The organism is Streptomyces sp. NPDC028305 (assembly GCF_055569495.1).
In genome coordinates this window covers 568,350-594,706 of record NZ_JBVHTN010000003.1, presented here as the reverse complement: position 1 = coordinate 594,706, position 26,357 = coordinate 568,350, and the positions used below count along the sequence as shown (strand labels likewise).

General features: G+C 68.2%; 17 protein-coding genes and 4 pseudogenes. 6 read left to right on the top strand and 15 right to left on the bottom strand.

The genetic code is table 11. The features are described 5' to 3' along the window. Positions 1 to 48 precede the first annotated feature (48 nt). The 4 genes and pseudogenes from ACZ4WQ_RS14040 to ACZ4WQ_RS14025 all read right to left on the bottom strand — a co-directional run bounded on the left by ACZ4WQ_RS14040 (position 49) and on the right by ACZ4WQ_RS14025 (position 4,076). Positions 49 to 1,248 (bottom strand): YbfB/YjiJ family MFS transporter, encoded by a 1,200-nt coding sequence (locus ACZ4WQ_RS14040; protein WP_398372982.1) that lies wholly within the window; start codon positions 1,246 to 1,248, stop codon positions 49 to 51. Positions 1,249 to 1,767: 519 nt separating this feature from the next. Beyond that, positions 1,768 to 2,073, bottom strand: a complete 306-nt coding sequence (locus tag ACZ4WQ_RS14035; RefSeq protein ID WP_385343825.1) for a DUF1330 domain-containing protein — start codon at positions 2,071 to 2,073, stop codon at positions 1,768 to 1,770. Then, positions 2,070 to 2,759, bottom strand: coding sequence for a type 1 glutamine amidotransferase domain-containing protein (locus ACZ4WQ_RS14030; RefSeq protein WP_385343822.1), 690 nt, complete (start codon positions 2,757 to 2,759; stop codon positions 2,070 to 2,072). Before ACZ4WQ_RS14030 ends, ACZ4WQ_RS14035 begins: the two co-directional genes overlap by 4 nt. A 211-nt stretch (positions 2,760 to 2,970) precedes the next feature. Then, positions 2,971 to 4,076: pseudogene (locus tag ACZ4WQ_RS14025) on the bottom strand (integrase core domain-containing protein). Positions 4,077 to 4,611: 535 nt separating this feature from the next. Between ACZ4WQ_RS14025 and ACZ4WQ_RS14020 the strand changes: the two are divergent. Beyond that, a complete protein-coding gene (locus tag ACZ4WQ_RS14020) occupies positions 4,612 to 8,316 on the top strand; it encodes a S8 family serine peptidase (protein ID WP_468022208.1) in 3,705 nt (1,234 codons plus the stop codon). Positions 8,317 to 8,403: 87 nt separating this feature from the next. On the opposite strand, the gene ACZ4WQ_RS14015 is transcribed toward ACZ4WQ_RS14020, so the two are convergent. The 3 genes and pseudogenes from ACZ4WQ_RS14015 to ACZ4WQ_RS14005 all read right to left on the bottom strand — a co-directional run. Beyond that, the gene (locus tag ACZ4WQ_RS14015; protein WP_385343817.1) at positions 8,404 to 8,589 is read right to left on the bottom strand and encodes a hypothetical protein; all 186 of its coding nucleotides are present in this window, start codon (positions 8,587 to 8,589) and stop codon (positions 8,404 to 8,406) included. A gap of 418 nt (positions 8,590 to 9,007) precedes the next feature. Next, positions 9,008 to 10,075, bottom strand: coding sequence for an integrase core domain-containing protein (locus tag ACZ4WQ_RS14010; protein ID WP_398372078.1), 1,068 nt, complete (start codon positions 10,073 to 10,075; stop codon positions 9,008 to 9,010). Between the two features lie 82 nt (positions 10,076 to 10,157). Next, a pseudogene (locus tag ACZ4WQ_RS14005) lies at positions 10,158 to 10,775 on the bottom strand (transposase family protein); the annotation flags it as partial. Between the two features lie 90 nt (positions 10,776 to 10,865). Between ACZ4WQ_RS14005 and ACZ4WQ_RS14000 the strand changes: the two are divergent. Together ACZ4WQ_RS14000 and ACZ4WQ_RS13995 are read left to right on the top strand one after the other, a co-directional pair. Further along, on the top strand, positions 10,866 to 11,354 hold the full coding sequence (locus ACZ4WQ_RS14000) for an MFS transporter (protein ID WP_361189479.1): 489 nt from the start codon (positions 10,866 to 10,868) through the stop codon (positions 11,352 to 11,354). 64 nt (positions 11,355 to 11,418) lie between these two features. After that, positions 11,419 to 12,354 carry a 2-dehydropantoate 2-reductase gene (locus ACZ4WQ_RS13995; protein WP_385343810.1) on the top strand — a complete coding sequence of 312 codons (936 nt, stop codon included), beginning with the start codon at positions 11,419 to 11,421 and terminating at the stop codon, positions 12,352 to 12,354. Positions 12,355 to 12,441: 87 nt separating this feature from the next. On the opposite strand, the gene ACZ4WQ_RS13990 is transcribed toward ACZ4WQ_RS13995, so the two are convergent. Continuing rightward, positions 12,442 to 13,725 (bottom strand): MFS transporter, encoded by a 1,284-nt coding sequence (locus ACZ4WQ_RS13990; RefSeq protein ID WP_014181291.1) that lies wholly within the window; start codon positions 13,723 to 13,725, stop codon positions 12,442 to 12,444. 76 nt (positions 13,726 to 13,801) lie between these two features. Between ACZ4WQ_RS13990 and ACZ4WQ_RS13985 the strand changes: the two genes are divergently transcribed. After that, positions 13,802 to 14,368, top strand: a complete 567-nt coding sequence (locus ACZ4WQ_RS13985) for a TetR/AcrR family transcriptional regulator (protein WP_398372082.1) — start codon at positions 13,802 to 13,804, stop codon at positions 14,366 to 14,368. 510 nt (positions 14,369 to 14,878) lie between these two features. On the opposite strand, the gene ACZ4WQ_RS13980 is transcribed toward ACZ4WQ_RS13985, so the two are convergent. After that, a complete protein-coding gene (locus tag ACZ4WQ_RS13980; protein ID WP_398372084.1) occupies positions 14,879 to 15,964 on the bottom strand; it encodes an integrase core domain-containing protein in 1,086 nt (361 codons plus the stop codon). A 69-nt stretch (positions 15,965 to 16,033) separates the two neighbouring features. On the opposite strand from ACZ4WQ_RS13980, the pseudogene ACZ4WQ_RS13975 reads away from it, so the two are divergent. Next, positions 16,034 to 16,555, top strand: a pseudogene (locus ACZ4WQ_RS13975) (integrase core domain-containing protein); the annotation flags it as partial. Positions 16,556 to 17,094: 539 nt separating this feature from the next. Here the strand turns inward: ACZ4WQ_RS13975 and ACZ4WQ_RS13970 are convergent. From ACZ4WQ_RS13970 to ACZ4WQ_RS13955, 4 genes are read right to left on the bottom strand one after another with little or no spacing between them, the layout of a single operon-like run. Next, a complete protein-coding gene (locus tag ACZ4WQ_RS13970; RefSeq protein ID WP_398372086.1) occupies positions 17,095 to 17,649 on the bottom strand; it encodes a hypothetical protein in 555 nt (184 codons plus the stop codon). Between the two features lie 4 nt (positions 17,650 to 17,653). Beyond that, positions 17,654 to 22,018, bottom strand: coding sequence for a DUF6531 domain-containing protein (locus tag ACZ4WQ_RS13965; RefSeq protein WP_398372088.1), 4,365 nt, complete (start codon positions 22,016 to 22,018; stop codon positions 17,654 to 17,656). After that, positions 22,015 to 22,572 carry a hypothetical protein gene (locus tag ACZ4WQ_RS13960; RefSeq protein ID WP_398372090.1) on the bottom strand — a complete coding sequence of 186 codons (558 nt, stop codon included), beginning with the start codon at positions 22,570 to 22,572 and terminating at the stop codon, positions 22,015 to 22,017. The genes ACZ4WQ_RS13965 and ACZ4WQ_RS13960 overlap by 4 nt, the downstream gene beginning before the upstream one ends. Continuing rightward, complete coding sequence (locus tag ACZ4WQ_RS13955; protein ID WP_468022207.1) at positions 22,559 to 22,939, bottom strand: SseB family protein; 381 nt, start codon at positions 22,937 to 22,939, stop codon at positions 22,559 to 22,561. The genes ACZ4WQ_RS13960 and ACZ4WQ_RS13955 overlap by 14 nt, the downstream gene beginning before the upstream one ends. A gap of 353 nt (positions 22,940 to 23,292) precedes the next feature. On the opposite strand from ACZ4WQ_RS13955, the pseudogene ACZ4WQ_RS13950 reads away from it, so the two are divergent. Then, positions 23,293 to 23,841: pseudogene (locus tag ACZ4WQ_RS13950) on the top strand (IS1380 family transposase); the annotation flags it as partial. Between the two features lie 52 nt (positions 23,842 to 23,893). Here ACZ4WQ_RS13950 and ACZ4WQ_RS13945 read toward each other — a convergent pair. Continuing rightward, the gene (locus tag ACZ4WQ_RS13945) at positions 23,894 to 25,369 is read right to left on the bottom strand and encodes a tyrosine-type recombinase/integrase (RefSeq protein WP_398372094.1); all 1,476 of its coding nucleotides are present in this window, start codon (positions 25,367 to 25,369) and stop codon (positions 23,894 to 23,896) included. Between the two features lie 298 nt (positions 25,370 to 25,667). Next, entirely contained in the window at positions 25,668 to 25,796 is a 129-nt protein-coding gene (locus ACZ4WQ_RS13940) for a hypothetical protein (protein WP_358849255.1), read from the bottom strand. Positions 25,797 to 26,357 lie beyond the last annotated feature (561 nt).

Genomic DNA, 26,357 nt, shown 5'->3' with positions numbered 1-26,357 from the left:
GGGCCGCCACCCACCCAGGAACGTTGGGGCCAGAGCTGCTTTTTCTCCTCAGTTGCTCCGGTCCTGGAGGGTGTGGGGAGGCCAGGGAACATGAAGGTGTGGGGGGCGCGACGCGGACGACTTCCGTGCCAGGTGGGACGGTTCGCTCATGTGGCCCACCCGGTGCGGATAGCGGATCCTGAGCACTGCGGCCGCCAGCGTCGCGGCGGCCAGGACGGTGCTGGCCAGCAGCAGGGGTGCCGAGTAGCCGGTTCCCAGCAGGGGCCGGGAGATCAGGGGGCCGATGATCTGCCCGGTTCCGTAGCCCGCCGTCAGCAGTGCGACGGCTCGCGGCACTTGGAGGTGCTCACCGAGGGCGAGGGCCAGGGAGGTGATGCCCACGAACGTGCCGCCGAAGGCGGCCGCGGCGACGAGCGCGCTGATGTTGCCGGGAACCAGCCCGGTGAGGGCGATACCGGCGGCCTGGAGCAGCAGGGCGACGGCCAGCAGGGTGGGGCGGCTCCACCGCCGGGCCAGGGCCGTCCACAATGCCGAACCGGGGATCGCGGCCAGTCCGACGACGACCCACGCGCCTGCGCCGACCCAGCCGGGGGCGTCCTGGGTGATCGAGGCGACGAGGAAGGTGCCCGCGATGATGTAGCCGATGCCTTCGAGGGTGTAGCTCAGCGCCGGTGCGGCGAACCAACGGTGCGTACGGGGGCGGGCCTTCGCCGCGCCGACCGCCGCCGACGCCGGTGAGGCCGGCGGGGCGAGGTTCCACGAGACTGCGGTCAACAGCAGCGTGAGGACGGCGGCGATCCACCACGCCGTACGCCATGTCGCCACCTCGCGAACGGCCAGGACCAGCAGTCCCGAGAACACGATCCCCGCGCCGATACCACCGAATCCCCAGCCGACCAGGTGCGGGGCCGACCGGCGCAAGCCGGACAACAGCGCCCCGACCGCGTGGACGAAGGCGAGCGCGCTGGTGAACCCGGCGATGAGGCGCAGCCCTGACCAGGCCGTGACGTTCTGCGTGAGGGGCATCAGGGCGGGCGAGGCAGCCATCGCGATCATCGAGGCACGCATCACCAGGCGTGAGCGGACCAGTTGGGGCGCGAAGCTGCCGGTCAGCGCGCCGGCCAGGTAGCCGACGTAGTTGGCTGTCGCCAGGTTTGCCCCGCTCGTGGCCGAGAGGCCTGCCTGATCGTGCATCAGCGGCAGGATCGGGGTGTAGACGAAGCGGGCGACCCCGTTGCTGGCGGCCAGCGCCGCGGCTCCCTGGAGCGCTGTGGCCTAGGGTGCGGGTCCGGGAAGCCGTCGTTCGGCCGCCGATGTTCGTTCGAGGGTGAGAGTCATGGAAGGGTCCTTTCGGGAAGTGCCTGGCACGGTGCTGCGGCCGAATCGGGCGGCGGCAGCATCGGCGCCAGTTCCGCGGCGGAAACGCCACGGAGACCCTTCGCGGCCCATGGGGGGCATCAACAGGGTGGAAAGCCTGGTGTGTCTGACATCTGGTCCAGGTGTCGCCCGTGCAGCGGGGCGCCTGCTCGTCGCCCGGCCGGCTCCCCGCCTGGGGTCTGCTCGAACCGGCCGAAGCCGCGGCGGGCGCCGACTGGGCCCAGTGGCCGCGGCGTCGTCAGTGCGGTGGCGGCTCCGGCAATGGGGGTGTCGCCGTCGGTGAGTTCGACTCTGGCTGCGAGTTCCCGTCGCCGCTGACCGGTGTGGCGCCTGCGGCTAGGACGGTGTCCGTCTGCGCCGGACTGCGGTGCAGACGGACACCTTGTCGTCTCAGCGGGCCTGGGTGTCGTCGACTCCTTCGACGATGAACGCGCGGTAGTCCGCACCGGCCCGGCGGTGGGGCAGTGCTGCCTGGTAGGCCGGGCTCTCGTACCATGCGCGCGCGTCCGCAACGCTTTCGAAGCGGTGGATCAGCACACCGTCGAACGGTGCGCCCTCCAGGGTTTCGATCGCCCCGTATCCGACGAGGGGTGTCACGTCGTGGCCTGTCCGGGCCGCCCAGGCCGAGCCGGCGTAGAGGGCCAGCTCGGCCGGGTCGGTCACGCGCTCGCGGAGCATGACCACGTAGGCGCTCACACGCCGCCCTTGGTGACCAGCTCGATCAGGGCGTCGGCCGCGGGAGCGGAGGAGGCGGGGTTCTGCCCGGTGATCAGCAGACCGTCCTGCAGGACGTAGGGGGTCCAGTCGTCGGCCTTGGAGTAGACGCCTCCGAGCTTGGTGAGTTCGTCCTCGACCAGGAAGGGGACGACGTCGGTGAGCTGGACGGCCGCTTCCTCGGAGTTGGCGAATCCGGTGACCTTCTTACCCGCCACCAGCGGGGTGCCGTCCTCGTTGACCGTGTGCCGCAGGACGCCGGGGGCGTGGCACACCAGTCCCACCGGCTTGCCCGAGCGGAGGGTCGTTTCGATCAGCCGCGCGGAGACGGTGTCCTCGGCCAGGTCCCACAGCGGCCCGTGCCCGCCGGGGTAGAAGACCGCGTCGAAGCCGCCGGCCGCGACCGAGTCGAGGCGCACGGTGTTCGCCAGTGCGTTGGTCGCCTCCGGGTCGGCCTCGAAGCGCCGGGTGTCGTCGGTCTGGAAGCCGGGTTCGTTGCTCTTGGGGTCCAGCGGCGGCTGCCCGCCCTTGGGCGAGGCGAGGGTGATCTCCCAGCCGGCATCCTTGAAGCGGTAGTACGGCGCCGCCAGCTCCTCCAGCCAGAACCCGGTCTTGAGACCGGTGTCCCCCAGCTCGTCGTGCGAGGTGAGAACGATCAGAACCTTCATGACACACTCCCGTGAGTAGACCAGTCTACTATTGATGTTGAAACTGGGTCCCCATGACCGGACCGGGCATGGGGCGCGGGCCTTCTACAGGTGCAGAAGCTTGCAGGTTGTCGCTGTGACGGTGTCGAGCGGGGCCAGACTGCGGTGGATCTTGGCCATGACGCTGGCGCCGAGCCACATGTCGTACAGGTGAAGGGTGTCTTTATTCCAATCAGGCTGCTGAGCTGGGCGTTTCCTGTGGATGATGCGGCGGCCGGGGTGGCATGGTGTGGTACTCGTTGAGCAGTCCGCCAAGTACCTGCTGGCGCTTGACCCCGGCAGAGGGCAGGGGGATGACGTTCGGGTCGTCGTCGGGTGCTCGTAGGCCGAGGCTGCGGTGGGCTCGTCCCCCGTTGTAGTGCTCCGCGTACGTGGTAAGGACCGTGCGCAGGTGCCGTTCGCCGGTGATGAGGATTCTGTCGGTGCATTCGGCGCGGGCTGTGCGTATCCATCGTTCGGCGAGCGCGTTGGACCGGGGGCTTTGCGGCGGGGTCGGGATGACGGCTGTGCCGTTGCCGGCGAGGACGGCGTCGAATGCGGCGGTGAACTTGCTGTCCCGGTCACGGATGAGGAACCGGAAGCACTCAGCTCTGTCTTCGAGGTCCATGAGCAGGTTGCGGGCGAGTTGGATGACCCATGCGCCGGTCGGGTGGGCGGTGACGCCCAGGACGTGAACGCGCCGGGTGGCGATCTCCATGACGAAGAAGACGTAGAGGCGTTTGAGGAAGACGGTGTCCACGTGCATGAAATCGCAGGCGAGCAGCGTGTGGGCCTGGGCTCGGAGGAAGGTACGCCAGGTCTGCTGGGATGCTCGCTGCGGCGCGGGTGGTAGGCCGGAGCGGCGCAGGACGCGCCGGATCGTGGCGGCGGCAACCCGATGGCCAAGCCGTCGGAGCTCACCTTGGATCCTGACGTACCCCCAGGTCGGGTTCTCTCGCGCCAGGCGCTGGATGAGTGCCGCAGTCTCTTCTGCCAGCGGTGGCCGGCCGGGTCTGACCGCCGTCTGGCGCCACTTGCAGCGCACCAGACGGCGGTGCCAGTTCAGCAGCGTGCCCGGGGTGACTAGCCGATGGCGGCGCAAGGCAGATGCCGTGCGAGAGCGGAGAGTACGGCACGATCAGCCCATGTGAGCTGCGGTCGGTCGATCTGCCGGCGCAGCACAGCGACCTCGTGGCGGAGAGCGAGGATCTCGGCGTTGTTTGCGGCGGTCGAGCGGCCCAGCAAAAGGAAGCAGCCCAGCAGTCGGCAGAAGATCAGGTAGAGCAGTCGCAGACCCACGATCAGTGATCATGCCCATACTTGGGTGACTGCAAAGCCCCAGGTCATCCGCCGCACAGCAATAAAGACACCCTTCAGGCACCTACCTGTCGCTGCACCACTACGGGTTCTGGAAGAACTACGCCACGTACGTCGAGTGGGTGGCCGACCTCAAGGAGCGCATTCGGCCGCTTCGGGCTGACCGTGGACGGCGAGGGCGAGCGGGTCTGGTTGGACTCGCCGGACAATCCGGTGCCGTCCCAAGGACCCATGTGGGCCGAACACATCGCGACATGTGAACCAGACGTAAATTGTGCGGCGGCGTACGTCGGCTATGTGCGAACAAGTGAGCACGCGCTGCGAAAACCGAACAGCGGTTTCCGCGCCCGGCGGTCCGGTACCGAATTCCCCGCGGTTACAGCTGCGTTTCCGGTTTCCCCCGTTCGTCGAAAACTCTTCCTTGTTTGATCATCAGGGTTTAGATTCCTCCCGCCCCATCCACCTTTGTGAGTCAGGAAACATCTTGGCAATGAACTGGTCCGGCAGGCAATGCCTGTTGGGTTTCGGAGCAGCCCTGCTGGTCATAGCGGCGACCCCGCCTCTGTCCGCAACTGCTCAGCCTCCATCCGCCGAAGTCCGCGGCAGCGCGGCAGGCCCCTCCGCCACCGGCCTTCCGAAGCCCGTTTCCGTCACCTTGCTGACCGGCGACAAGGTCACCATGACCCCGGCGGGGAAGAATCCCGCCACCATCACCGTGCAGGGGCCCGACGGACGAGACGCCGACGCCAGAATTAGCAACGTCGGCAAGGACACCTACGTTTACCCCGCCTCGGCTGCCGAATACCTGGCGGCCGGCAAGCTGGACTCGCGGCTGTTCAACATCACCGAGCTCATCGCCGACGGTTACGACGACGCGCACATCAAGCATGTGCCACTGATCGTCACCTATGCGAAGGGCCTGGGCAGCTCCGCGAGCGGCGCGAGGAAGCAGGCCGCGGCGCTCCCGGACGAGGCGACCGACGTCCGGGCGCTCACCAGCGTCAACGGCGCGGCGCTCGCCGAGGAGCACAAGGACGCTGCCGATTTCTGGGAGTCCCTCACCGGCGGCAAGGGCGGGGCGGGGCTGCGGTCCTTCGACGCCGCCACGTTCACCGGTGGCGTGGCCAAGGTCTGGCTGGACGGAAAGGCCAGCGGTCAACTCGCCGACACCACGGCCCAGATAGGCGCCCCCGAGGTATGGGCTGCGGGGAACACCGGAGAAGGCGTCGACGTAGCGGTTCTGGACACCGGGTACGACGTCAGCCACCCCGACCTCGCGGGGGTCGCCTCGTCCGCGAGCTTCGTCCCCGACGAGGACGTCGACGACCAGCACGGGCACGGCACCCACGTCGCCTCCACGATCGCGGGCAGTGGCGCGGCCTCGGGCGGCAAGGAGAAGGGCGTCGCGCCCGGTGCCTCCCTGCACGTCGGGAAGGTGCTGAACAACGGCGGATCGGGCCAGGACTCCTGGATTCTGGCCGGCATGGAGTGGGCCGCCCGGGATGCGAAGGCCCGGGTGGTGAGCATGAGCCTGGGGACGGACGAGCCCAGCGACGGCACCGACCTGCTCAGCCAGGCGGTGGACGAGCTCAGTGCCGAGACCGGGGCGCTGTTCACCATCGCCGCGGGCAACTCGGGTCCCAGCGACCACACCGTCAGGGCGCCCGGTACGGCGAGCGCCGCACTGACCGTCGGCGCGGTCGACTCGCAGGACCGCATCGCCGACTTCTCCAGCCGGGGCCCGCGGTTGGGTGACGACGGGCTCAAGCCTGAGATCACCGCGCCCGGCGTCGACGTGCTGGCGGCCCGCTCCCATTACTTCTATATGGGCGAGGGGTATTACACGAAGCTGAGCGGCACCTCCATGGCGACGCCGCATGTCGCCGGTGCCGCCGCGCTGCTGGCCGCCCAGCATCCCGACTGGACCGGCGCCCAGCTCAAGGACGCCCTGGTGAGCACCGCGCGCGTGACCGACTCGATCAGCGCGGACGACGGAGGCAACGGAAGGGTGGACGCCGCGGCCGCCACCAAGGCCACGCTGTTCGCCACCGGCACCGCCGACGCGGGGATGCACTCCCTGGGCGGCGCGCCCGGCGAGACCGTCGAGAAGCCGGTGCGGTGGACCAACACCGCCGACCAGCCCGTCACCCTGGACCTGGCGGTCGACGCGCCCGGCGCCCCGGACGGGCTGTTCGCCCTCTCCGCTTCGAAGCTCACGGTGCCCGCCCACGGCAGCGTCTCGGCCACCCTGACCACATCGCTGGACAAGATGCCGGCGGCGCGCCGGTACACCGGCCACATCACCGCCTCCCTCTCCGGCGCGGTGGTGACCCGTACGCTCATCGGCGTCAGCACCCAGGAGAAGCCGCATCACCTGCGCGTCAAGCTCCAGGACCGGGCCGGGAACCCGGTCGACGGCCTGGTGGAGTTCCTGCGCAAGGGCGCCGGGGCGGGCGCTTACTTCCTCGCCTACAGCCAAGGGGGCGTGGTCGACCGGATCGTCCCGCCGGGCACCTACGCCGCCTGGACCTACGCGCCCGTGGAAGGCGTACACGGAAAGTACTCCCTGGGCGTCGCGCTGCTCGCCCAGCCCGAGATCGACGTGAGCAAAGACACCGACGTCGTCCTGGGCGGGTCCGCGCTCCATCTGACCGACGCTCCGACCCCCAGACCCAGCACCAGCGACGCCCAGGGCCGGATCGACTACTACCGCTCCTTCGGCGGCGACGAGAGCTCCGGCACCTCGCTCCTCGTCAGCGCGGAATATGACAGCGTCTGGGCGCAGCAGACCGGCAAGGTCGCCGCGGGCTCCCAGATCTACACCGTACGCTGGCGCAAACAGCAGCCGCTGCTCAGCCTGACCTCCGGCGGCCAGTCCTTCGACGACCTGTGGCTACAGCCCGGCTCGGGCAAACTACCCGCCGGCAGCAGCACGCTTGAGACCGTGTTCGCCGGCGCCGGCAAGAAGGAGGACTACGCCTCCCTGGACGCCCGGGGCAAGGCCGTCGTCATCCGGGGCCGCGGCGAGGAGCAGATCACCGCGGCCGAGGACGCGGGCGCGAAGGTCCTGCTGTTCGTCAACGGCGGGTACGGGCGGCTGCGCCAGGCCGTCGGCCGTACCCCGCTGACGGTCGTCGGACTGTCCAGGACGGAGGGCGAAGAGCTGATCTCACGGATCCAGCGCAGCAAGACCGGGAGCGTGGCCATGCGCTCCGTGTCCCACCCGGTCACCACCTACCTCTACGACCTGGTCCACAGCTGGCGCGACCGGATCCCGGCCGACCTGACCTACGCGCCGACGGGGCGTCAGCTGGCCCGGGTGGAGGTCGGATTCCGCAACGACCCGTCGCATGAGGTGCAGGAGTACCGCTACGACATCCAGCCGTACTCGGACCTCAGATACGGCGTGACCGCCATCTCCAACACCGGCACCCGCCGCACCGACTACCTCACCGCCGACAAGTCGGTCCCGTGGATGGAGGAGGTGTACGAGGTCAGCAAGGTCCCCGAGACCTGGCAGTACTCGGATCGGCTCACCTACCCGGCCGGCCGGACCACCGAGGTCGACTGGTTCGGCCCGATCCAGCGGCCACGGGTCAACCGGAGCATCGAACTTCCCCACCGGACGGGTGACAAGCTCGTCGCGTACGTTCCCGGCTGGGGCGACTCCGGCGAGAACCACGTCGGCACCTTCGGGTACGGACCCAACACCCAGACCACCGAGCTCTACCGGGACGGCGACGTTCTCGCCTCGACCGGAGGCGCCTGGATCGAGGCGGAAACCCGGCCGGCCAAGGCCGCTTACCGTCTGGTGACGAGCACCGCCCGGACCGGAACCTATCCCTACTCCACCAAGACCCATACCGAATGGACCTTCACCTCGGCCGCGGTCGAGGACAGTGAGACGGTGAGCCAACTGCCGCTCATCCAGCTCGACTACCGGATCCCGACCGCACAGGACGGACGAGCACGGCGTGACGCGAAGCTCGTCGTCACCCCGTCGCATCTGCCCGGCGGTCCGGGCGCCGCGCTCCGTACGACCAGTGTCGAGCTCTCCTACGACGACGGGGCGACCTGGAAGCGGGCGGACGTGGCCGCAGGGGCTCCGATCCGGTTGCACGCCCCCAAGGGTGCCCGATTCCTCACGCTGCGCGTCAAGGCGGCGGACACCCAGGGCGACACGGTGAGCCAGACCATCACCCGCGCGGTGGGCATCGCCTGATCCCGTTCGCCTGATCCCATAGGTCATACACAGGGCGGTGCGGCGCTGATCTACAGCACCGCACCGCCCGCTTTTACCCGCAGGGCGTCAGCCCAGCAGGTGGTAGTTGCCCGCGACCGTCAGGAAGAGCACCGCGGCCAGCGCCACCGCGCTGTAGTGGATCCGGGCCGCCCTGCCCCACCAGCGGCGCCACCAGGCGATGACGGCGCACACCAGCACGGCCGCCGTGGTGGCCAGCGCCGCCTTCGCCAGGACCGGGACCAGCGTCAGCATGGGCGAGTCGCCGAGGAAGACCGTCTGGTTGAGGGCGTTGGGATCGGAGACCAGGAGGGCGAAGCAGACGGTGGCGACGGCGAGGAGGGCGCCGGTGGCCCAGGCGAGCAGGCGGGCCAGCCGGGCGCCCGCGGGGGCCGGGGCGGCGGCGTCGGTGGAGCGGCGGCGGCCGATCAGGGCGGCAATGGGCCAGGCGGTGACGGACAGCAGCAGGACGCCCAGGGAGCCGATGAGCAGCCGCTGGTGCAGGACCGGGGATTCGTACCAGGGCAGCCGCTCGTAGGCGACGGTGGGGTCGGAGGCGAGGAGGAGCTTGCCGTCCTTGAAGGCGAGCCGCTCCTGGCCGCCCTTCTCCTGGAACAGCCCCGTAGCGCTTCAGAATTGCTTCATCGGTTGTGAGCTGGGATTTTTCCTATGGTCAGCTGGCTCGGTGGTATTCATTGATGAGGCCTGCGACGGCCTTTCGACGTTTGATCCGGGCTGCGGGCAGGGGACTGACGTTCGGGTTGTCGTTGGGCGCGAGCTGGCCTCGCCCTTGGTGAGGTCGGTGGCTGTTGAAGTGGCGTGCGTAGTCGTAGAGGACCTTCTCTGCGTGGCCACGGTCGAAAAGCAGGACACGGTCGGTGCACTCTTCCCGTGCTGAGCGGACGAAGCGTTCTGCGTGTGCGTTGCAGTTGGGGCTGCGTGGAGGGGTCTTGGCCACGCCGATGCCCTCGCTGGCGAACACGGCATCGAAAGCGGCGGTGAATTTCGCGTTCCGGTCGCGGATGAGGTGAGTGAATTCTGATGCCCGATCTCCGAGTTGCCACAGGAACTGCCGGGCCTGCTGAGTGACCCATGCGGCGGTGGGATGGGGGGTGACGCCGAGGATGTGGACGGTGCGGGTGCGTACCTCCATGACGAACAGTGCGTAGAGGCGCTGCAGGCTGATGGTTTCGAGATGGAAGAGATCGGTGGCGAGCAGGCCGCTGGCTTGGGCCTTGAGAAAGCCGGCCCACTCGCCGCGCGCCGGCTGGCGGTGCGGCGTGGGGCCGAGACCGGCGGCACGCAGCACCCGCCGGACGGTGGCGGGGCTGACTTTGTGCCCGAGGCGGCGCAGTTCACCGTGTACGCGCCGGAATCCCCATCGGGGGTTCTCGACGCCGAGCCGGGTGATCAGGTCGCGGGTCTCCTCCGGCAGGGGCGGGCGCCCGGTAGAGGGCGGCTGCGTCCACTTCTGCTTCACCAGGCGCTGATGCCAGGCCAGCAGGGTGCGTGGTGAGACGATCCGGTGTTCGCGCAGGGCTCGGGGGAGCAGTCGGGCCAGGGCGGCGAGCAGCGCACGGTCCGGCCGGCCGGGCTTGGGCGAGGCGACCTGCCGACGTAGAACCGCGAGCTCGTGCCGCAGGATCAGTATCTCCGCATTCTTGGTCGCAGAGGATCGAGTCATCAGGAACAGCCACGCGAAGATCCGCGTGACGATCAGGTAGACAAGTCGTACCAGCACAAGGACTGATCATGCTGGGCACCTGGCGGTCACGTACGTTATTCCGGGTCAGAACCGGTGAAGCCATTCTGGAGCGCTACGGGCGCCGGGTGCCGTGTTCGAGGAAGGCGAGCGCGTACAGTCTGCGTCCGAACACGGTGTCGAGATGGAAGAAGTCTGCCGCGATGATGCCCTCGGCCTGGTTCGTGAGGAACTCGCGCCAGGTTGGGCCGGTGCGGCGTGGGGCTGGATCGATGCCCGCGGCTGTCAGGATGTTCCATACGGTGGATGCGGCGATCGGGTGCCCCAGGCGAGCCAGCTCGCCCTGGATCCGCCTGTGGCCCCACCTCGTATTTTCCCGGGCCAGTCGCAGTATGAGCTTCCTGAGCGCCGCCCTGGTCGGTGGTCGCCCGGCCGGGGCGCGTCGCGCGCTGTAGTCCCATTTCGCCGCGATGAACCTGCGATGCCACGCCAGCAGGGTGCCGGGCGTGACCGGGAAGACCCCACGCCACCGGCAGCGGGGTATCAGCCCGGACAGCGCAGCCAGCCAGAACCGATCAAAGGGCTCATACCGGACTAGGCCGTTGATCTGACGCCGCAACACCGCGTTCTCGTGCCGCAACACCAGCAACTCCGCGACCTTCGTCGCCTCGCTGCGCAGCAGTACCCGGGGGATGGACAGTAGCTTGCGCACGACCTTGTACACCAGTGAGACGGTCACACGGACATGCTCGCAGCCGAGGCCGAATACCTGACGTCACCTGCAGCGACGACTTTCCGAGCCCCACAGCCGGGACCCGCCCTGGTCCCCGTGGTCACCCTGCTCACCGCGCGCGCCGCACAGCGCCTGGGTCACGGGCCGCTGGTCACCACGGGCGGGCTGCTCTTCGCCGCCGCCATGCTCTGGCGCACCTGCTTCGCCTCCGTCGACGCCGACTACTGGCTCGATCTGCTGCCCAGCCAGGTCCTCGGCGGCGTGGGCGTCGGACTGACCCTCGGCACCCTGGTCGCCGCCGGCGTCAGCTCCCTGCCCGGTCACCGGGCGGCCACCGGATCGGCCCTGGTCAACTCCGTGCGCCAGATATCCACCACCGTGGGCGTCGCGCTCCTCGTCGCCATCGTCGGCACGCACGTCGGCCCCGCGCAGCGACAGGACTCCCGTGCCGCATGGCTGGTGGCGGCGGCGCTGAGCGTCGCGACGGCCGTCGTCGGCGTGCGGATCACCCGTACCGCCACCCGCACACGCGAGACCGCCGCCCCGGCGGGGGCCCCGGCCACCCCGCTCACCGAACCGCGCTGAACCACTCACCCACACACCCGCTGGAGCCTCCGCACCTCGGCAACGCAGTGAAGGACACGGAGACATGACACGCATCCTCATCGTCGGCGCAGGTGCCACCGGCGGCTACTTCGGCGCCCGACTCGCCCGCGCGGCGCGCGACGTGACGTTCCTGGTCCGCCCCCGTCGCGCCGCCGAACTACGCGCCGACGGGCTGCGCATCACCACACTGGAGGGATCCGAACGCCTGGAGCCGAAGCTGGTCACCGCCACGGAACTCGACGGTCCCTACGACCTGGTCCTGCTGACCGTGAAAGCCGGTTCCCTCGAAGCTGGCCTCCAGGACCTCAAGCCGGCGGTCGGCCCGCGCACTGCGATCGTCCCCTTCCTCAACGGCATCGACCACCTCGACGTGATCGACACCCAGTTCCCCTCAGCCGTCCTCGGAGCCGTCGCGAAGGTCGCGGCGCAGCTCACCCCGGACGGCGCGATCACCGTGTCGCCACCGGGCGCGAGCCTCGAGATCGGTGAACTCGACGGAGGGCACACGGCCCGTCTACGCGACACGGCCGCCGCGCTGGACGTCGCCGGCTTCGACGTCCAGGTCTCCGACCGCATCCTCACGTCGATGTGGCACAAGTGGGTCTTCATCGCCACGACCACCACCATCACCTGCATCGCGCAGGGCACCATCGGTGACGTGGCGGCGGTGAGCGGCGGCAAGGGGTTCGCCGACGCGGCCCTCGCCGAGGCCGCCGCCGTGTCCGGCGCGGCCGGTCACCCCCTGCCCGACGCCGCCTACGTCGCGCTGCAGGCCACCGTGACGCAGGAGGGTTCGCCCTTCGCCCCGTCGATGTACCGGGACGTCCTGGACGTGCGGCCCACGGAGGTCGAGCACGTCCTGGCCTCCCTTGCCCGTGCGGCGAAGCGACTCGACCTGTCCGCTCCGCTGCTGAACGCCGCCGTGGTCCGCCTCCGGGTGCACAACCAGCGCGTCGCGAACGCCTCCCGGCCGGGCTGAGACCGGGCGGACGGCAACCGAACGTCCGACGCACCGCGCTCGCCGCGGCCTCGAGCGGGCCGCGGCGACCGGTTCCCGGGCGGTTCCTCACGCCTGGGGAACACCTCCGGTCGCGGGGGTGCGGGTCGCGCGCAGGCGCTGGGCGAGCAGGGCGAGGGCGCAGAGGGCGGCGACCGTCGCCGCGTAGGTGACGAACGTGTCCTGCAGACCGGCGTGCGTGGCGGCGATGCCGGCGATCACGGCCGGGATGCTGAAGGCCAGGTAGGAGATGACGAAGGCGACGGAGAGCAGCTCGCTGCGTTCGGCGGGGCGGGCTATCCGGGCCAGGGTGCCGAAGCTGGCGAGGGCGGAGCCGCCGAAGCCGACGCCCGCGATCGCGGTTCCGAGCGCAGCCGCGGTCAGGGAGTGCTCCTCCACACCGGTCAGGGCGACGGCCGTGCCGACGAGGAGCAGGGTCGCGCTGACGGCGAGGGTCCGTCCGACGGGCCAGCCGCGCAGGGCGAGAGCGGTGACGAAGGCCGGGCCGGTGAGCAGGGTGACCACGAGTCCGCCGACGACGTGGCTGGAGAGGCCGAACAGGCCGACGGCGACGGACGGGCCCAGGGAGAGGTAGAGGCCGCCGAGCGCCCAGCTCGCGATGAGGATCGGGACCAGGCTCAGCAGGTCGGCCCGCAGGTGGGGGGCGATCCGCAGGCGGGGCTGGAGCGAGCGGGCGGCGCCGGGGCGGCGCAGCGAGGTCTCGGGCAGGGCCGACAGGAGGGCGCCGGCCACCACGAGGGCGAGGAGCAGCAGCACGTAGACGAGGCGGGTGGGGTGCGGCCCGTACTCGATGAGGAGCCCGCATCCGAGCGAGCCCAGTCCGAGTCCGAAGGTGGGTGCGGTGCCCGTGACGAGGCCCGCCCGGTGCGGGGCGTGCGCGGGGTTGAGGTCGGACAGGGCGGCGCCGAGCGTGGTCATGGCGGCCCCGGTGGCGATGCCCTGGATGAAGCGTGCCGTCAGCAGCAGGCCGACGTTGCCCGCGGTGAGGAACAGGACCATCGAGACCGCTTCGAGGGCGATCGCGGAGAGCAGGACCGGACGGCGGCCGAGGTGGTCGGAGAGGGCGCCGAGGACGAGCAGCGCCCCGATCATGCCGAGCACGTAGACGGCGAAGACCGTGGTAAGGGTGGTGGCGGAGAAGTGCCATTCCTGCTGGTAGACGACATAGAGCGGGGAGGGCGCGCTGGAGGCGGCCATGAACAGCACGAAGACGACCGCGAGGGAGGCGAAGGCGACGGGACGGCTCAGCCGTCGTCGCCTCTCCTCCGGTGGCGCCACCCGGGCGGTGGGCGGCGGGGAGGGCTGGAGCTGGGACGGGGCGGGACCGGACACGACGCGACTCCAAAAGCAGTGATCGATGCGTTTAGTACGCTACCACTAACGCAATGATCAGTGCGATAATTTCCCCATGGCTGACTCGTCGCCCCAGGTACGTCCCGGCGGCCGCTCCGCGAAGGTGCGGGCGGCCGTCCACCGTGCCGTCGCAGAACTCCTCGCCGAGGAGGGTGCGGAGACCCTGACCCTGCCCGCCGTGGCCGCGCGCGCCGGCGTGCACCCCACCACCTTGTACCGGCGCTGGGGGTCCGCCGCCCAGCTACTCAACGACGTCGCCACCAGCCGCTTCACCGGTGACCTGGTCGTCCCCGACTCCGGCTCCCTCGCCGGCGACCTCCAGCGCTGGCTCGCCGATGTGGTCACCGACGTCGCCGACCCGGACACGCTCGCCCTCATGCGGGCGACCATCGGCTCCGGCCCGGCGGGCGGCTGCGCCTGCGTCGAGGACCGCCACCGCCAGCTCGGCGCGATCATCCGGCGCGAACAGGACCGCGGGGGGACGGCACTCGACGTGGAGACCGCGGCGGACTTCCTCCTCGGCCCGCTCTACTACCGCGCCATTTTCACCCCCGAGCCTGCCTCCGCCGACTGGGCCCGCACACTGGTGTCCACCTATCTGGCGACGCTCCGGACGCCCTGAGCCGCACACGGATTGCGGGGGCGCGGCGTGGCGCACGCACAGGCATCTCGCCTGGGCGGCCCCTTCGGTATCAGGCGCAGTACCTGTGGGACTCTGTCGCCCGATTCGCGGTGAGGCCCGATTCGATCAGCGTGACCTGAGCATTCAGCGTCAGCGGCTTACCGGTTGGGCCAGGTCGACCGAATCGGGCGACAGAGTCCCACAGGTCGCTCGTAGGCAGCAGGCGGAGCATCGCGAACGCGTGAGTCACAGCCAGGTAGCCCAGTCGCAGCAGCACGACCGAACATCATTCCGCGCGATCGATACCCACGCGAGAGGGTAGGATCAAGCGATCGTCGTCGAAGTCCGAACAACCCGCTCACCGCTTCCCATCAGCGCGGATGGGGTTCTTGGCTTCCCCGCGAGCAGACCGATTCCCAATACCAGCCCACCCCGAGAACCCGCAGGTCAGCAGATTCTCAAGAATCGGGCGACAGAGTCCTGTCGGGCTCGAAAAGTCATCGCTGCTGGTCAAGCGGCATAGCGGTATTCGTTAATGACGCCGCCGAGGACATGTGTGCGCAGGAGTTTGGGTGTGTCGAGGTCGTGCACGGTGGTGGGCTGTTGGTGGGCGTCAGGAGGTAGCTGGCCTCGGCTTCGATGAGGGCGGTGTGTGTTGTAGTGCCGTTGGTAGGCGGCCAGGACGTGTCGGGCGTGTGCCTCGTTCGTGATCAGGATGTGGTCGAGGGTTTCGCGCCGGATGCTGCCGATCACCCGTTCACAGTGGGCGTTCATGCGCGGTGTTCGTGGCGCGCTCTTGATCACGTCTATGCCGTCGGCTTCGAAGACGGCGTCGAAGGACTGTCCGTACTTGCCGTCGCGGTCACGTAGCAGGAACCGCAGGGACTCCGTCCGCATGCCGAGGTCGGCGGCTGTGTTCCGGGCCTGCTGTGCGGCCCATTCCTGGGTGGGATGGGCCGTGACGCCTGAGATGTGAAGGCGTCGGGTGCTGTGTTCGAGGAAGGCCAGCGCGTACAGTCGGCGTCCGCGCACGGTGTCGAGATGGAAGAAGTCTGCCGCGATGATGCCCTCGGCCTGGTTCGTGAGGAACTCGCGCCAGGTTGGGCCGGTGCGGCGTGGGGCCGGATCGATACCCGCAGCGTTCAGGATCTCCCATACCGTGGATGCGGCGATCGGATGGCCGAGGCCAATCAACTCGCCCTGGATCCGCCTGTGGCCCCACCCCGCGTTCTCCCGGGCCAGTCGCAGGACCAGCTCCCTGAGCGCCGCCCTGGTCGGTGGTCGCCCGGACCGGGCGCGCCGCGCGCTGTAGTCCCATTTCGCCGCGATGAACCTGCGATGCCACGCCAGCAGGGTGCCGGGCGTGGCTAGGAATACCCCACGCCACCGGTAGCGGGGTATCAGGCCCGACAGCGCAGCCAGCCAGAACCGGTCAACGGACTCATACCGGACCCGGCCGTTGATCTGACGACGCAACACCGCGTTCTCGTGCCGCAACACGAGCAACTCCGCGTCCTTCGTCGCCTCGCGGCGCAGCAGTACCCAGGGGATGGACAGCAGCTTGCAAACGACCTTGTACACCAGTGAGACGGTCACGCGGACATGCTGCCAGTCGAGACCGAATCCATGACGTCACCTGCAGTGACGACTTTTCGAGCCCCACAGGATCTCCGTCGGGTCTACGCGCTGGTTTTCCTCGAACATGGCACGCGCCGACTGCATATCGCCGGCGTCACCGCTCACCCGACTGCGCGGTGGACGGTGCAGCAAGCCCGCAACCTCGCCCTCGAACTGGGCCTGCGCTTGGAGGCCCTGCATTTCCTGATTCGCGATCGGGACAGCAAGTACACCGGGTCCTTCGACACGGTCTTCGAGTCGGAGAGCATCGAGGTCGTGAGGACGGCACCGCAGTCCCCACGCATGAACGCGCACTGTGAAAGGGTCATCGGGACGCTCCGACGCGAGGTCCTCGATCACCTGCTGATCTTGAACGAAGCCCACGCTCGACGGGTGCTCGACACGTACGCCTGCCACTACAACGGCCATCGCCCGCACCAAGCCCGACAGCAGCGGCCTCCCCTCCACGACGACCGGGCAGTGCCGAGACCCAACGTGAGAACCATGCAGCCCATCCTCCGCACCCGCGTCCTGGGCGGGCTGATTAACGAGTACAGGTACACGGCCTGACCAGCCGCGATGAATTTCTGAACGGCACAGGATACGCACAGCCCGTGCCGAATGCACCGACCGACTCCTGATCATCGGTGAACGACACCTGCGTACGGTCCTCAACCAGTACGCCGAGCACTACAACGCAGGACGGGCCCACCGCAGCCTGAGCCTACGGGCGCCGAACGATGCTCTGAACGTCATCCCCCTGCCCGCCGCCACGGTCAGGCGCCAGCAGGTACTCGGTGGACTGCTCAACGAGTACCACACCATGTCAGCCCGAGTGCCTCATCCCTCGCGAGGGAAGCCCAGCTCAGCAGCCTGATCGGAATATTGACACCCTTCAGGCAACTCGCACCGCCCCCACCAGGCCCGTAACCAGCTACCACCCGACGTCCACGAACAACCCGCCGCGGCGCATGGCCTCGCACCGGCAAAGTCCTGCGCACCCGGATCCTCGGCGGCCTCATCAACGAGTACAGATATGCAGCATGACATGCAGCGACGACTTTTCGAGCGGCACCCGCTACCGACTCATTAGGGCCAAGAAGAAGTTCTCATTTCGTTCTCAGGCCGCGGCTTCCGGCTCGGTTCTGCGCGATGTTTCGTGTCTTCCTGGTTCTGCCCGACTCGGCGAGCAGGGTGAGTACCGCCGGCGACATCGAATGCTCGGCGAGGCGGCGCTGCATCCAGTCCGTGACCTTCGCCAACTCAGCTGGTGTCGGCGTATGGCCGTCCTTGATGGACAGGTGGAACAGCCAGTCGTGGATGCGGCGGCGGATGAACTCGCGGTACCCCTCTGCCTTGAGCTGGTCGATCTCTGGCAGTAGTGCGGCCGACCACTGCCGGAACTCGGCGGAACCGGTCACCTTCATCGCGATTTTGTCCACGAGGGCGACCACCGCCGTCTTGGACACGATGTCGATGGGGTCGCGCAGGATCGTGGCCACAATCGCGCGGTCTCGGTCGCGGCTCCGCGAGGAAGCGGTTACCGAGACGACGCGTTGGTAGGCGGACGATCGGATGTGCTCGTCCGCGACGGCATCGTCGACGTCCACGTCGACGATGCCGGCCCCCGCCAGCAACTCGGCCACATCGGAATGCAATGTCATCGCTTTATCCCTTGCCGCACGTTTGGTCCTTGGCGGCCTTACGCCGCTCTTCTTCTTCCTGCTCCGCAAGATTTCGCCTGCCGAGCTTCTTGACGGCTCTCCTGATCTCCGACTTGTAATGTTCCACCACCTGTCGCTGTCGACTGTTCAGCTCCGGTTGGTTGTGCAGGGGGTGGCCGTTCGGCCCGATCCGCACCTCGCGGCCCCCGCCACCGGTGACATGAGCGTGCGCTGGCTTGTCGACGTCGTACTCGTGCACGACGATGCGCACGCCGTTCTTGCTGACGTCGAGGAGGGACAGTCCGAGAGGGTCAAGCCACATGAACGGGTTGGGAACGTAACTGTGCGGCGCGTAGCCACCGGCGAGACCGATCGGATCTGAGGTGAGGTAGCGGGCAGTTTCGGGATCGTAGTAGCGGAAGTGGTTGTAGTTCAGGCCGGTTTCGGGGTCGGCGTATTGGCCGGGGAAGCGCAGGGGGCAGTCGACGCTCCTCCCATCATCCACGGGTGGGGTGGGGAGCGGGGTGCCCCAGAGGGTGGTGCGGTGCTGCCAGGCCAGACGACCGTCGGCGGCGAGGAGTTCAGTGGGGGTGCCGACAGCGTCGGTGATGATGGCGTAGTGGCGGGTGGCGCCCAGTTCGCAATGAGTTTGGGTCAGCGGGCAGTGGGTGCCAGGGCTGTAGTTCCAGGTGGTGGTGGCACCGTCGCAGGTGGCTTGCTCGGCGAGACGGGTGCCGTCCCAGGTGAAGGTCAGGGGTTTTCCGTCCGGGCTGGTTTTCGTGATGCGGCGCCCCAGAGGGTCGTAGGCGTACATCCACTCCTCGCCAAGCGGAGTGGTGGCTTTGGTGAGCTGGTCCTGGGCGTTCCAGGTGTAGGTCCAAGAGCGGGTTTGACCGCTCGGGAGTTTGCAGGCTTTGCGGATGAGGCGGCCGGCGGCGTCGTGTTCGTAGGTGGTACGGCCCGCACGGCGGATGAGGGTGCCGCTGTATGCCCGGTCGCCCCCTGAGCCATGTGCAGGGGCTGTGGCGTGGGTTTGGTTGCCGGCTGTGTCGTAGGCGTAGGTCTCGGACCATCCGTGAGCTTGTACGCCGGTGACGCGGCCTGTCGATCCGACGGCGAAGTGTCGGGTGCCGGTGGTCAGTTCGCGAATCTCGGTGACGTGGCCGTCGGGACGGTAGGTGTAGGTGCGGTGTTGGAGAAGGTAATCCGGGGAGGAGGAGATCGACTGGGCCGCCAGGCGCTCCGTTGAATCCCATGCCTGGGTGAGAGTGGCAGCTCCCATGGCCCGCTGAGTTTCGCGGCCCGCCGCGTCGTAGGTGAAGGTGAGGGTGTTGTCGGCGGTGGTGAGCGTTGCGGGGCGGCCTGTGGGGTCGTAGGTCCAAGTGGAGATCAGGCCGGAGGGCATGGAACGATGGGTCTGGTGGCCAGCCGCGTCGTAGCCGTAGGTCGTGGTGCGGCCGTTCACGGTCTCCGCGACCAGGCGGCCCAACCGGTCGCGTTCCATTACCAGTTCGGCGTCCGCGTTTGTGGCGCGGATGAGGGCGCCGTGGGCGTCGTAGGCGTAGGTCGTCTCTTCACCGGTGGTCTCGTCCCGCTGGGTGATGGGCTGTCCCGCTGGGTCGAGGGTATAGCGGAGAGTTTGGCCGAGTGGGTTGGTCTGGGCAGTGAGGCGGCCGGCGGCGTCGTGTTCGTAGGTGCGGGTGCAACCGTTGAAGTCGGTTTCGGAGGTGAGGCGTCCGGCCCCGTCGTAGGTGTAGGTCCAGGTCAGGCCCTGAGGGTTGGTGACGGTGGTCAGCCGCAGTTCGGTGTCGTAGCCAAAGGCGTACTGCGCGCCGTCAGGATCGGTACGGGTAGCGGGCCGGTCGAAGTGGGTGTGGGTGTGGGTGGTGGTGTGTCCGGCTTGGTCGGTGTGGCGGGCGAGGTTGCCTTCGGTGTCCCACTGCCACACCTCACGGGCTCCGTCCGGTCCCTCGCGCCAGGCGGGCTCACCCTCGATGGTCCAGCCGTGCCGGGTGGTGTTGCCCAGGGGGTCGGTGACGGCGGTGACCAGTCCGTGCGGGCCTCGGCGTACGCGGGTGGTGTTGCCCAGGGGGTCGGTGATGGCCATGGGGAGGCCGACCGCGTTGGTGGTGACCTGCGTGGTGTGGCCGAGAGCATCGGTGATCGTCGACAGGTGTCCAGATGTGTCGTACGTGTAGTGGGTGGTGGCACCGGTGGGATCGGTAACGGAAGTACGATCCCCAAGGTCGTTGTAGGTCTGGCGCCAGATCGCACCACCGGGCTCGTGGACCTCAAGTGGAAGGTCCTGGTCGTTGTAAGCCGCCTCCGTCACGCTTCCGTCAGGGCGTTCGACGACGATCAGGCGGTCGAGATCGTCGTAGTGGTAGCGGGTGGTGTGACCCAGCGGGTCAGTGATTGCGACGGGATGACGGTTGTTGTCGTCCCATTCGGTGTGGGTGGTGTTGCCCAGCGGGTCGGTCTCCGCGATGACCCGGTATGCCTCGTTGCAGAGGTAGGTGGTGGTATTGCCGAGGGAGTCGGTGTAGCGGTTGGTGCGTGTCTGGGCGTCGTAGTGCATGCGGCCGGAGAGGATGCCGTCCGGGCCGATGCCCCGCAGGACGCGGCCACGACGGTCGTAGACATACGCATAGGTCGTGCCGTTGCGGTCCGTCCAGGACGTGATGCGACGTGCGTCGTCGTACTGGAAACGCAGCGGCAGCCCGGTGGAGTTGATGACCTCGCTCAGGTCTCCGGCTTCGCTGTAGCCGTATGAGATCAGGGGGGTGCTGTGCTGATGCTCTGCGCCGTGGAGCAGCCGTAGGGCGGTGATGCGCAGCAGCTGCGGATCAGTGTCGATGGCGATGCGGTAGCCGCCGGAGTGGGTGATCTCCTTCGGCGCGCCCTGCTCGTCGTAGCTAAGGGTGATGCGGTCGCCTTCGCCGGTGCGGTCGGTGATCGCCGTCAGGGCCAGCTCTCGGCCGCATGCCGGGAGGGGGGCGAAGTGGAGGGTGCGGTTGTGTTCCGGGGTGGTGATGGTGAAGGTGCCGTCCGGTTTTCCGTCCCAGCGCAGTGGCCAGCGAGGGCCGGAGGTGGGAAGGGTGGGGACGTTGGGTTCCGGGATCGGGTATGCAAGGATCATGCCGTCGTCGGTGATGAAGACGACGCCCTCGTCGTCGATCTCCAGGCGTTGGTCGAGGGTGCCGGCCCAGGTGCGGCCGAACCAGCCGCCGCACGGGTGCCCGGAGACGTAGTGCCGCTCCAGGATCAGTGGAAGTACCCCGGGCAGGGTGACATCGGTGGCGGACATGACCATCTCGCCGGTGGCCACATCGATCGGCTCACCCTTCTTGGGCCGCTCGCCGTTGGGTGCGTTGTTGTTGTCCGGGTCGCTGTTCTTCCGCTTGCGGGCGCTGCCGTCGCGGCCAAGGGAACGTTCACGGTTGAGCAGGCGCTGCGCGGCGGTCTTCGCCACCTTGCTGCCGCCGCGGAAAGCTCCGGTGGCGCCGCCGGTGGCCAGTGCCAGCAGCAGCCCGGCCGTGAGCTGTCCGGAAGCGCGGGCGGGGTTGCGCTGCCATTCCTCCCAGTTGACGGCGGCCTTGGCGAACCCCTTGGGGTCGGCAGCGGCGTAGGTGGCTCCGTCGGCTAAGTTGGCCAGCCGCAGACCCACACCTCCGACCCCGTCGTGCATGAGGTCGTTGAGGTCTACGTAGCGGTCATAAAGAAAGTCGCCCGCCCCGTCGCCGAAATCCCCGAGCTTCTGCTTGAACCAATCCACGCCCTTGGGGGCCGCAGGCTTGTCCGGAGCCTTCTCCTTGGCGGTGTCGAGTTTGCGCTTGGCCGCGTCGACAACGAGCTGGAGTTCCGCCTCCAGTTTGTCCAGGCGCTTGTAGCAGCCCTCTAGCGCGGCCATCCCCGGATCGTCCTCCGGGGGCTTCTCCGGCAGGGGATCGTCCTTGCGGTCAGCCGCCTCGCTGTAGTCCTTCCAACTCTGTATGTGGCGCTTCGACGCCGCCCGCGCGTCGTCGGCGTCGTCGATGATGGGCCTGACGCGCTTTTGCACCGACCGCAGCTTCTCCGCATATGAATCGAGTGCGCTTGCGGCGGAGGTGAAGTAGGTCTTGGCTGAGCCCAGTTCCTTGGGCAGCTTCTCCGTCGCCCCCTGGAAGCTCTCCGACGCCGCGCCGGTCCAGTTCATCAGAGACAGGACGTCGAGCTGATCCACGCCATCCTGGAATGCCCCCGCGTAGGCGCGGAGTTTGACCGCCAGGTCCTCGATCTCGGTGGGGCTGCCGGGGATGACCTCGGAGGGTTTGGCGTTGAGGGGTATGCGCTCGGTCGTGCCGCCCTCGGTCGAGTCCTTCTGGGTCATGCGGTCACTCCCTTGGAACCGCCGTCGACTTCCCAGCCGCCGTCGTAGCGAAGCCGCGGGTTGGTGGGCACGCCTCCGGTGTAGTTGCCGTCGTCATCGTCGTCGAGCCAGGGTTCCCGGTAGATCTCCGGTGGCGGGTCGAACTTCGGCCGGTAGCCGTTTTCCCATGCCTTCATGCCCTGTTCGCCGAAGGGGAGCTTGGACATGTTGTGCTCGGTCGGGGCGAAGTCCTTGATGCGCAGGAGGTCGGCGAGCATGTAGGCGGCGATCACCTGCCGGAGGGTCTGCACCACCGTGTCGGCGTGGTCGGCCACGCGGCCCATGCCGAAGCCCCAGGCGGAGAGCAGTTTCTCCGAGGAGTCGTAGATGTCGAAGTCGGCGGAGTTCCCAATGCTCTCGGCCAGTGTCTTCCAGTCCCTCTTGATCTTCCGTGCGGCGACGACCGACTCCTCCAGCGGCGCCAGCACCTTCTGCACCGAAGTGATCTCGATCCGGTAGCCATCACCCGGCTTCGGACCATCCGCCGCCGAACCACCCTTGTCATGCCCCGACATCGGATTGCTCTCCCCGCTCCCCGGTCACCTGCAAGGACTCTGCATCCAGGACGAACGTCCGTGGCCCCACCGGATCCACCACCGCCCGTGTTCCCTCGGGCAGTAGCTCCACCAGGTCCTCGACCGTCGTCGACGCCCAAGAACACACACCCGCGAACAGCGCAAGCCGCTCCAAAGAAGTGAAGACCGGCACCACCGGGCCCCACTCTGTCTTGGAGACCAGAAAGCCCGGTTCATCAGGCCGTTGGAAATACAGACGCGCGGAACACAACGCGGCGAGCTTCTCGCCTTCCGACATCTGCCCTGCGACTTCCTGCCGCACAAAGTCGGCCAGCCTTGGCCTGCCATCGTGCCCAAGCGAATACAAGATGTCCCCTCCCCTGAACATGACAGCAGTTTCGCACGGGCGAGCCACACTCTGAGCAATCGACACGGAGCACTTTGTATCTCCTTGAGGCTCGGGTGAGTGGATGCTTCGAAGCGGACATCGCTCCGGCTGTTTTGGCGGCCACCGGAAGCTCCAGGTGACAGCAGGAGGTGGGAGCCCGGCAGTTTGCCGACGGTACGAGGTACTGGTTGGGTGCACTGGAAGTTGTCGCGATCCGAGCCGCTACCGCGTGCTGCGCAGATCGTCACCGAACTCGGACGTGACGTACGACTAGCCTGCGCGTTTCACTTGTCGCAGTGTCCGGATCTTGAGCGGAAAAACAAAAGTGCCTTGTGAGCTGGGAAGATGAGGCTCGTCTAGGGCTTCAATCACTACAGCAGGAAGGCACTTTCTGGGTGCCCATTACCCGGTCGCGTCCCAAGCTCGTCGTGTCGGCCGAGGGTTACGGGGTGGTGAGCCACGCCGGATTTCGCCTGCCGGCCGATCTCGCCGGTCTGACCGGCGCCTTCGCGAACGCGCTGCGTCAACTGCGGCCGCATCGTACCGGGCACGACCCCGGCCGGATCGCGGTCGATCTCGCGGTCCTGCTCGCCGACGGCGGCAAGGCGATAGCGGACCTGGCCGTGCTGCGTGACCAGACGGAGGTGTTCGGCCCCGTCGCCTTCACTCCGACCACCTGGCGCCTGCTGGCCGACATCGACTTGACGGCGCGCGCCCTCCTGCGCTCCGCCAGGACCGCCGCCCGGGAGGTCGCGTGGCTGCAGGCTGCCGAGACCGGGGCAGGTATACCGGCAGCCCGCGCTGGGGGATGCGACCTGCCGGGCCTGGTCCTGGACCTCGACGCCACGCTGATCACCTGCCATTCGGAGAAGGAGCAGACAGCCGCCACCTACAAGCGCGGATTCGGCTACCCCCCGTGGCTGTGTCTGGGGGTCAAGGGGTCGCAGGTTCAAATCCTGTCGTCCCGACCAGCGTTTTCGCAGGTCGGAGGCCGTTTTTCCAGAGATGGGAAAGCGGCCTTCTTTGTGTTGTGCGACGTGGTGGTCGCATTGTGGTCGCACGCGTGCCTTGAGGTGTGGAGGCGTTGGGTGAACTGGCTGTCGGGGTGGCGAAGTAGGGCAGCGTGAGGCGTGCCCGGGGCCTGTTCGGGTGGTCGGGGCGTGGTCGCAGCCAGTCTGGCCAGTGCGGATGACTACCGACGGCCGGATCGGCTTGGGCGAGTGCGGTGTCGATGGCGTCTACGGCGTCGTGGGCGGCTTGCTGGGTGAGGTGGCTGTAGAGGTTGGCGGTGGTGGAGAGGGTGGAGTGCCGCAGGGTTTTGGAGACCACAGTGAGCGGGGTGCCCGCGTTGATGGAGAGGGTGGCGGCGAGGTGTCGCAGGTCGTGCAGGGTGATGCGGGGGACGCCTGCTTCTTTGGCGCGTCGGCGAAAGCGATCCAGGACGGTCTGAGGCCGTAGCGGGCGGCTGTCGGGTCGGCAGAAGACCAGTCCGGTGAACGGATCGTCGGAGCGGTTAGCCAATGCTGACTGCGGCGCGTCGGCTGCGCGGCGTGTGAGAGCGGCTGCCACGCGTGGGGAGATGGCGACCCAGTTCTTGCTGCTGCGGGTTTTGGGTGAGGTGATGACCAGGCGGGCGTTGTTGATGGCTGAGAGGGTGTAACGGACGTAGAGCACCCCTTCGTTGAGGTGGACATCGTGCCAGTGGAGGGCGAGCGCTTCCCCCTTGCGCATGCCAGTACCGATGAGAAGTTCACACAGATCCGCGATGAGTGGGTCGGCTTGGTGGCAGTAGCGCAGGAAGCGGGCTGCTTCCCCGGCCGTCCAGATCCGACGCTCGGCCGCTGCCGGGCGGGGCAGGACGGCTGGGCGTGCGGGGCTGTGAGTGAGGCGGTGCTGGCGGACGGCGTCGCCCAGGGCGCTGGAGAGGGTGGCCAGGCACCGGTAGACGGTCACTTGGCCGCGGCCTGCGGCGAGCTGGGTGTGAACGAATCCGGCGATGTGGCGGTGGCCGAGCTCGTCAAGCTTGAGCGTGCCCAGGGCGGGGATCAGGTCGCCGGTGACGTAGTCGCGATAGCGGGCCAGCGTGGTCGGCTTGAGTACGTACGCCTTGGTCTCCAGCCAGGTGGTGAGGTAGTCGGCGACGTTCTGGTTGGGGTCGCCGTTGAACCCGCCGGCCTCGCCCTCGAGGATCCGCTGCAGCGCGGCCTGGGCGGCGTTCTGGGTGGGGAAGCCGCCGCGGCGGATGGTGGTGCGGTGGTGGTGGGGGGAGGGGAGGTCGACGGCGAAGGTCCAGCTGCCGTGGTCACTGTCGGTGGTCAGTCGCGGGCAGTGGGTTCCGAGCTGGTGGCGGTGTGCGTCGCGGCATCCGCAGCGCCGGTAGATTCGGCCACGGTGGGTGGCGGAGCGCATGGTGATCGCCTCCTGAGGTGGTGCGATGTGCCGACGATCCCAGTCTCCGTCGACGGGCACACCACGCGATCACCTCAGGCTCCATAGGCCTCTGAGCTGGGTGTTCCCCTTGTCGTGGCCACAAGTGCGGAGAGCTGCTGTTCAGGCTACGGAGGCGCAAAAATAGTGTGCCAAGCATCCGGAAACTGCGTCACCCGAGGTGACCTGCGGTTTTAGGCCAGCTAGGCCGAAGCCCTGGCCGAAGCCGCCCTCGAGGCGGTCGACCGGCAGCACACCGCCCTGCCAGAGGAGAGGATGATCACGCAGGGCTGATCATCACCCTGGCGAGGAGGTGATGGGCCTCAACGAGCAGCTCGCCGAGATCGGCAGGCTCATTGCGGTCCGGCTTCGCGAGCAGCACCTCGCCGACGTGACGCGGCGACGACACGACTCTTATGGCCGAGGCGCAACATGCGCGCCGGAAACTCTTCGCTACCAATCAGGACGTATCCTCCGCTCCCCTCCAACCTCAACGTCTTTGAGGGCGTCTGCGGCACTGCCTGTCTCTTCGAGCCTCCGCGGATCGCGGACGGCGCGCACGCGAGTGCCCACGCGCCGTTGGACCCGGCGAGCATGTGGCCGACTGTGCCCCGTGGTGCAGCGGGGTGCAGGGCTGATGCGTGTGCTGGGGGAGGGGCGCACGGAGGTCCCGTGCGGGGGCTGTTCATGGGTGGGCGATCCTGCCACCATCTCTACGTCCTTTGGAGATAGCGGATGGCGCTTGCCGCCTCGCAACCGCTCGTCCACCCCGTGTCTGCGATGTTCCTCAGCCAGCTGCTCATGGCAAACAGTTCCGACCGCGTGAAGTCCTACCCTGCGGCTGGGGCCTCGGTTGCCCCGGTACCAGAGCTTTCCAGCCAGGCCACATCCCTATGCAGCCACGCCGGCTCGGCGGGAGCGTGGTCTTTTTCGGCCGGGCTCGGGCTGGTGTGTTCGCCGTTGAGAGCAA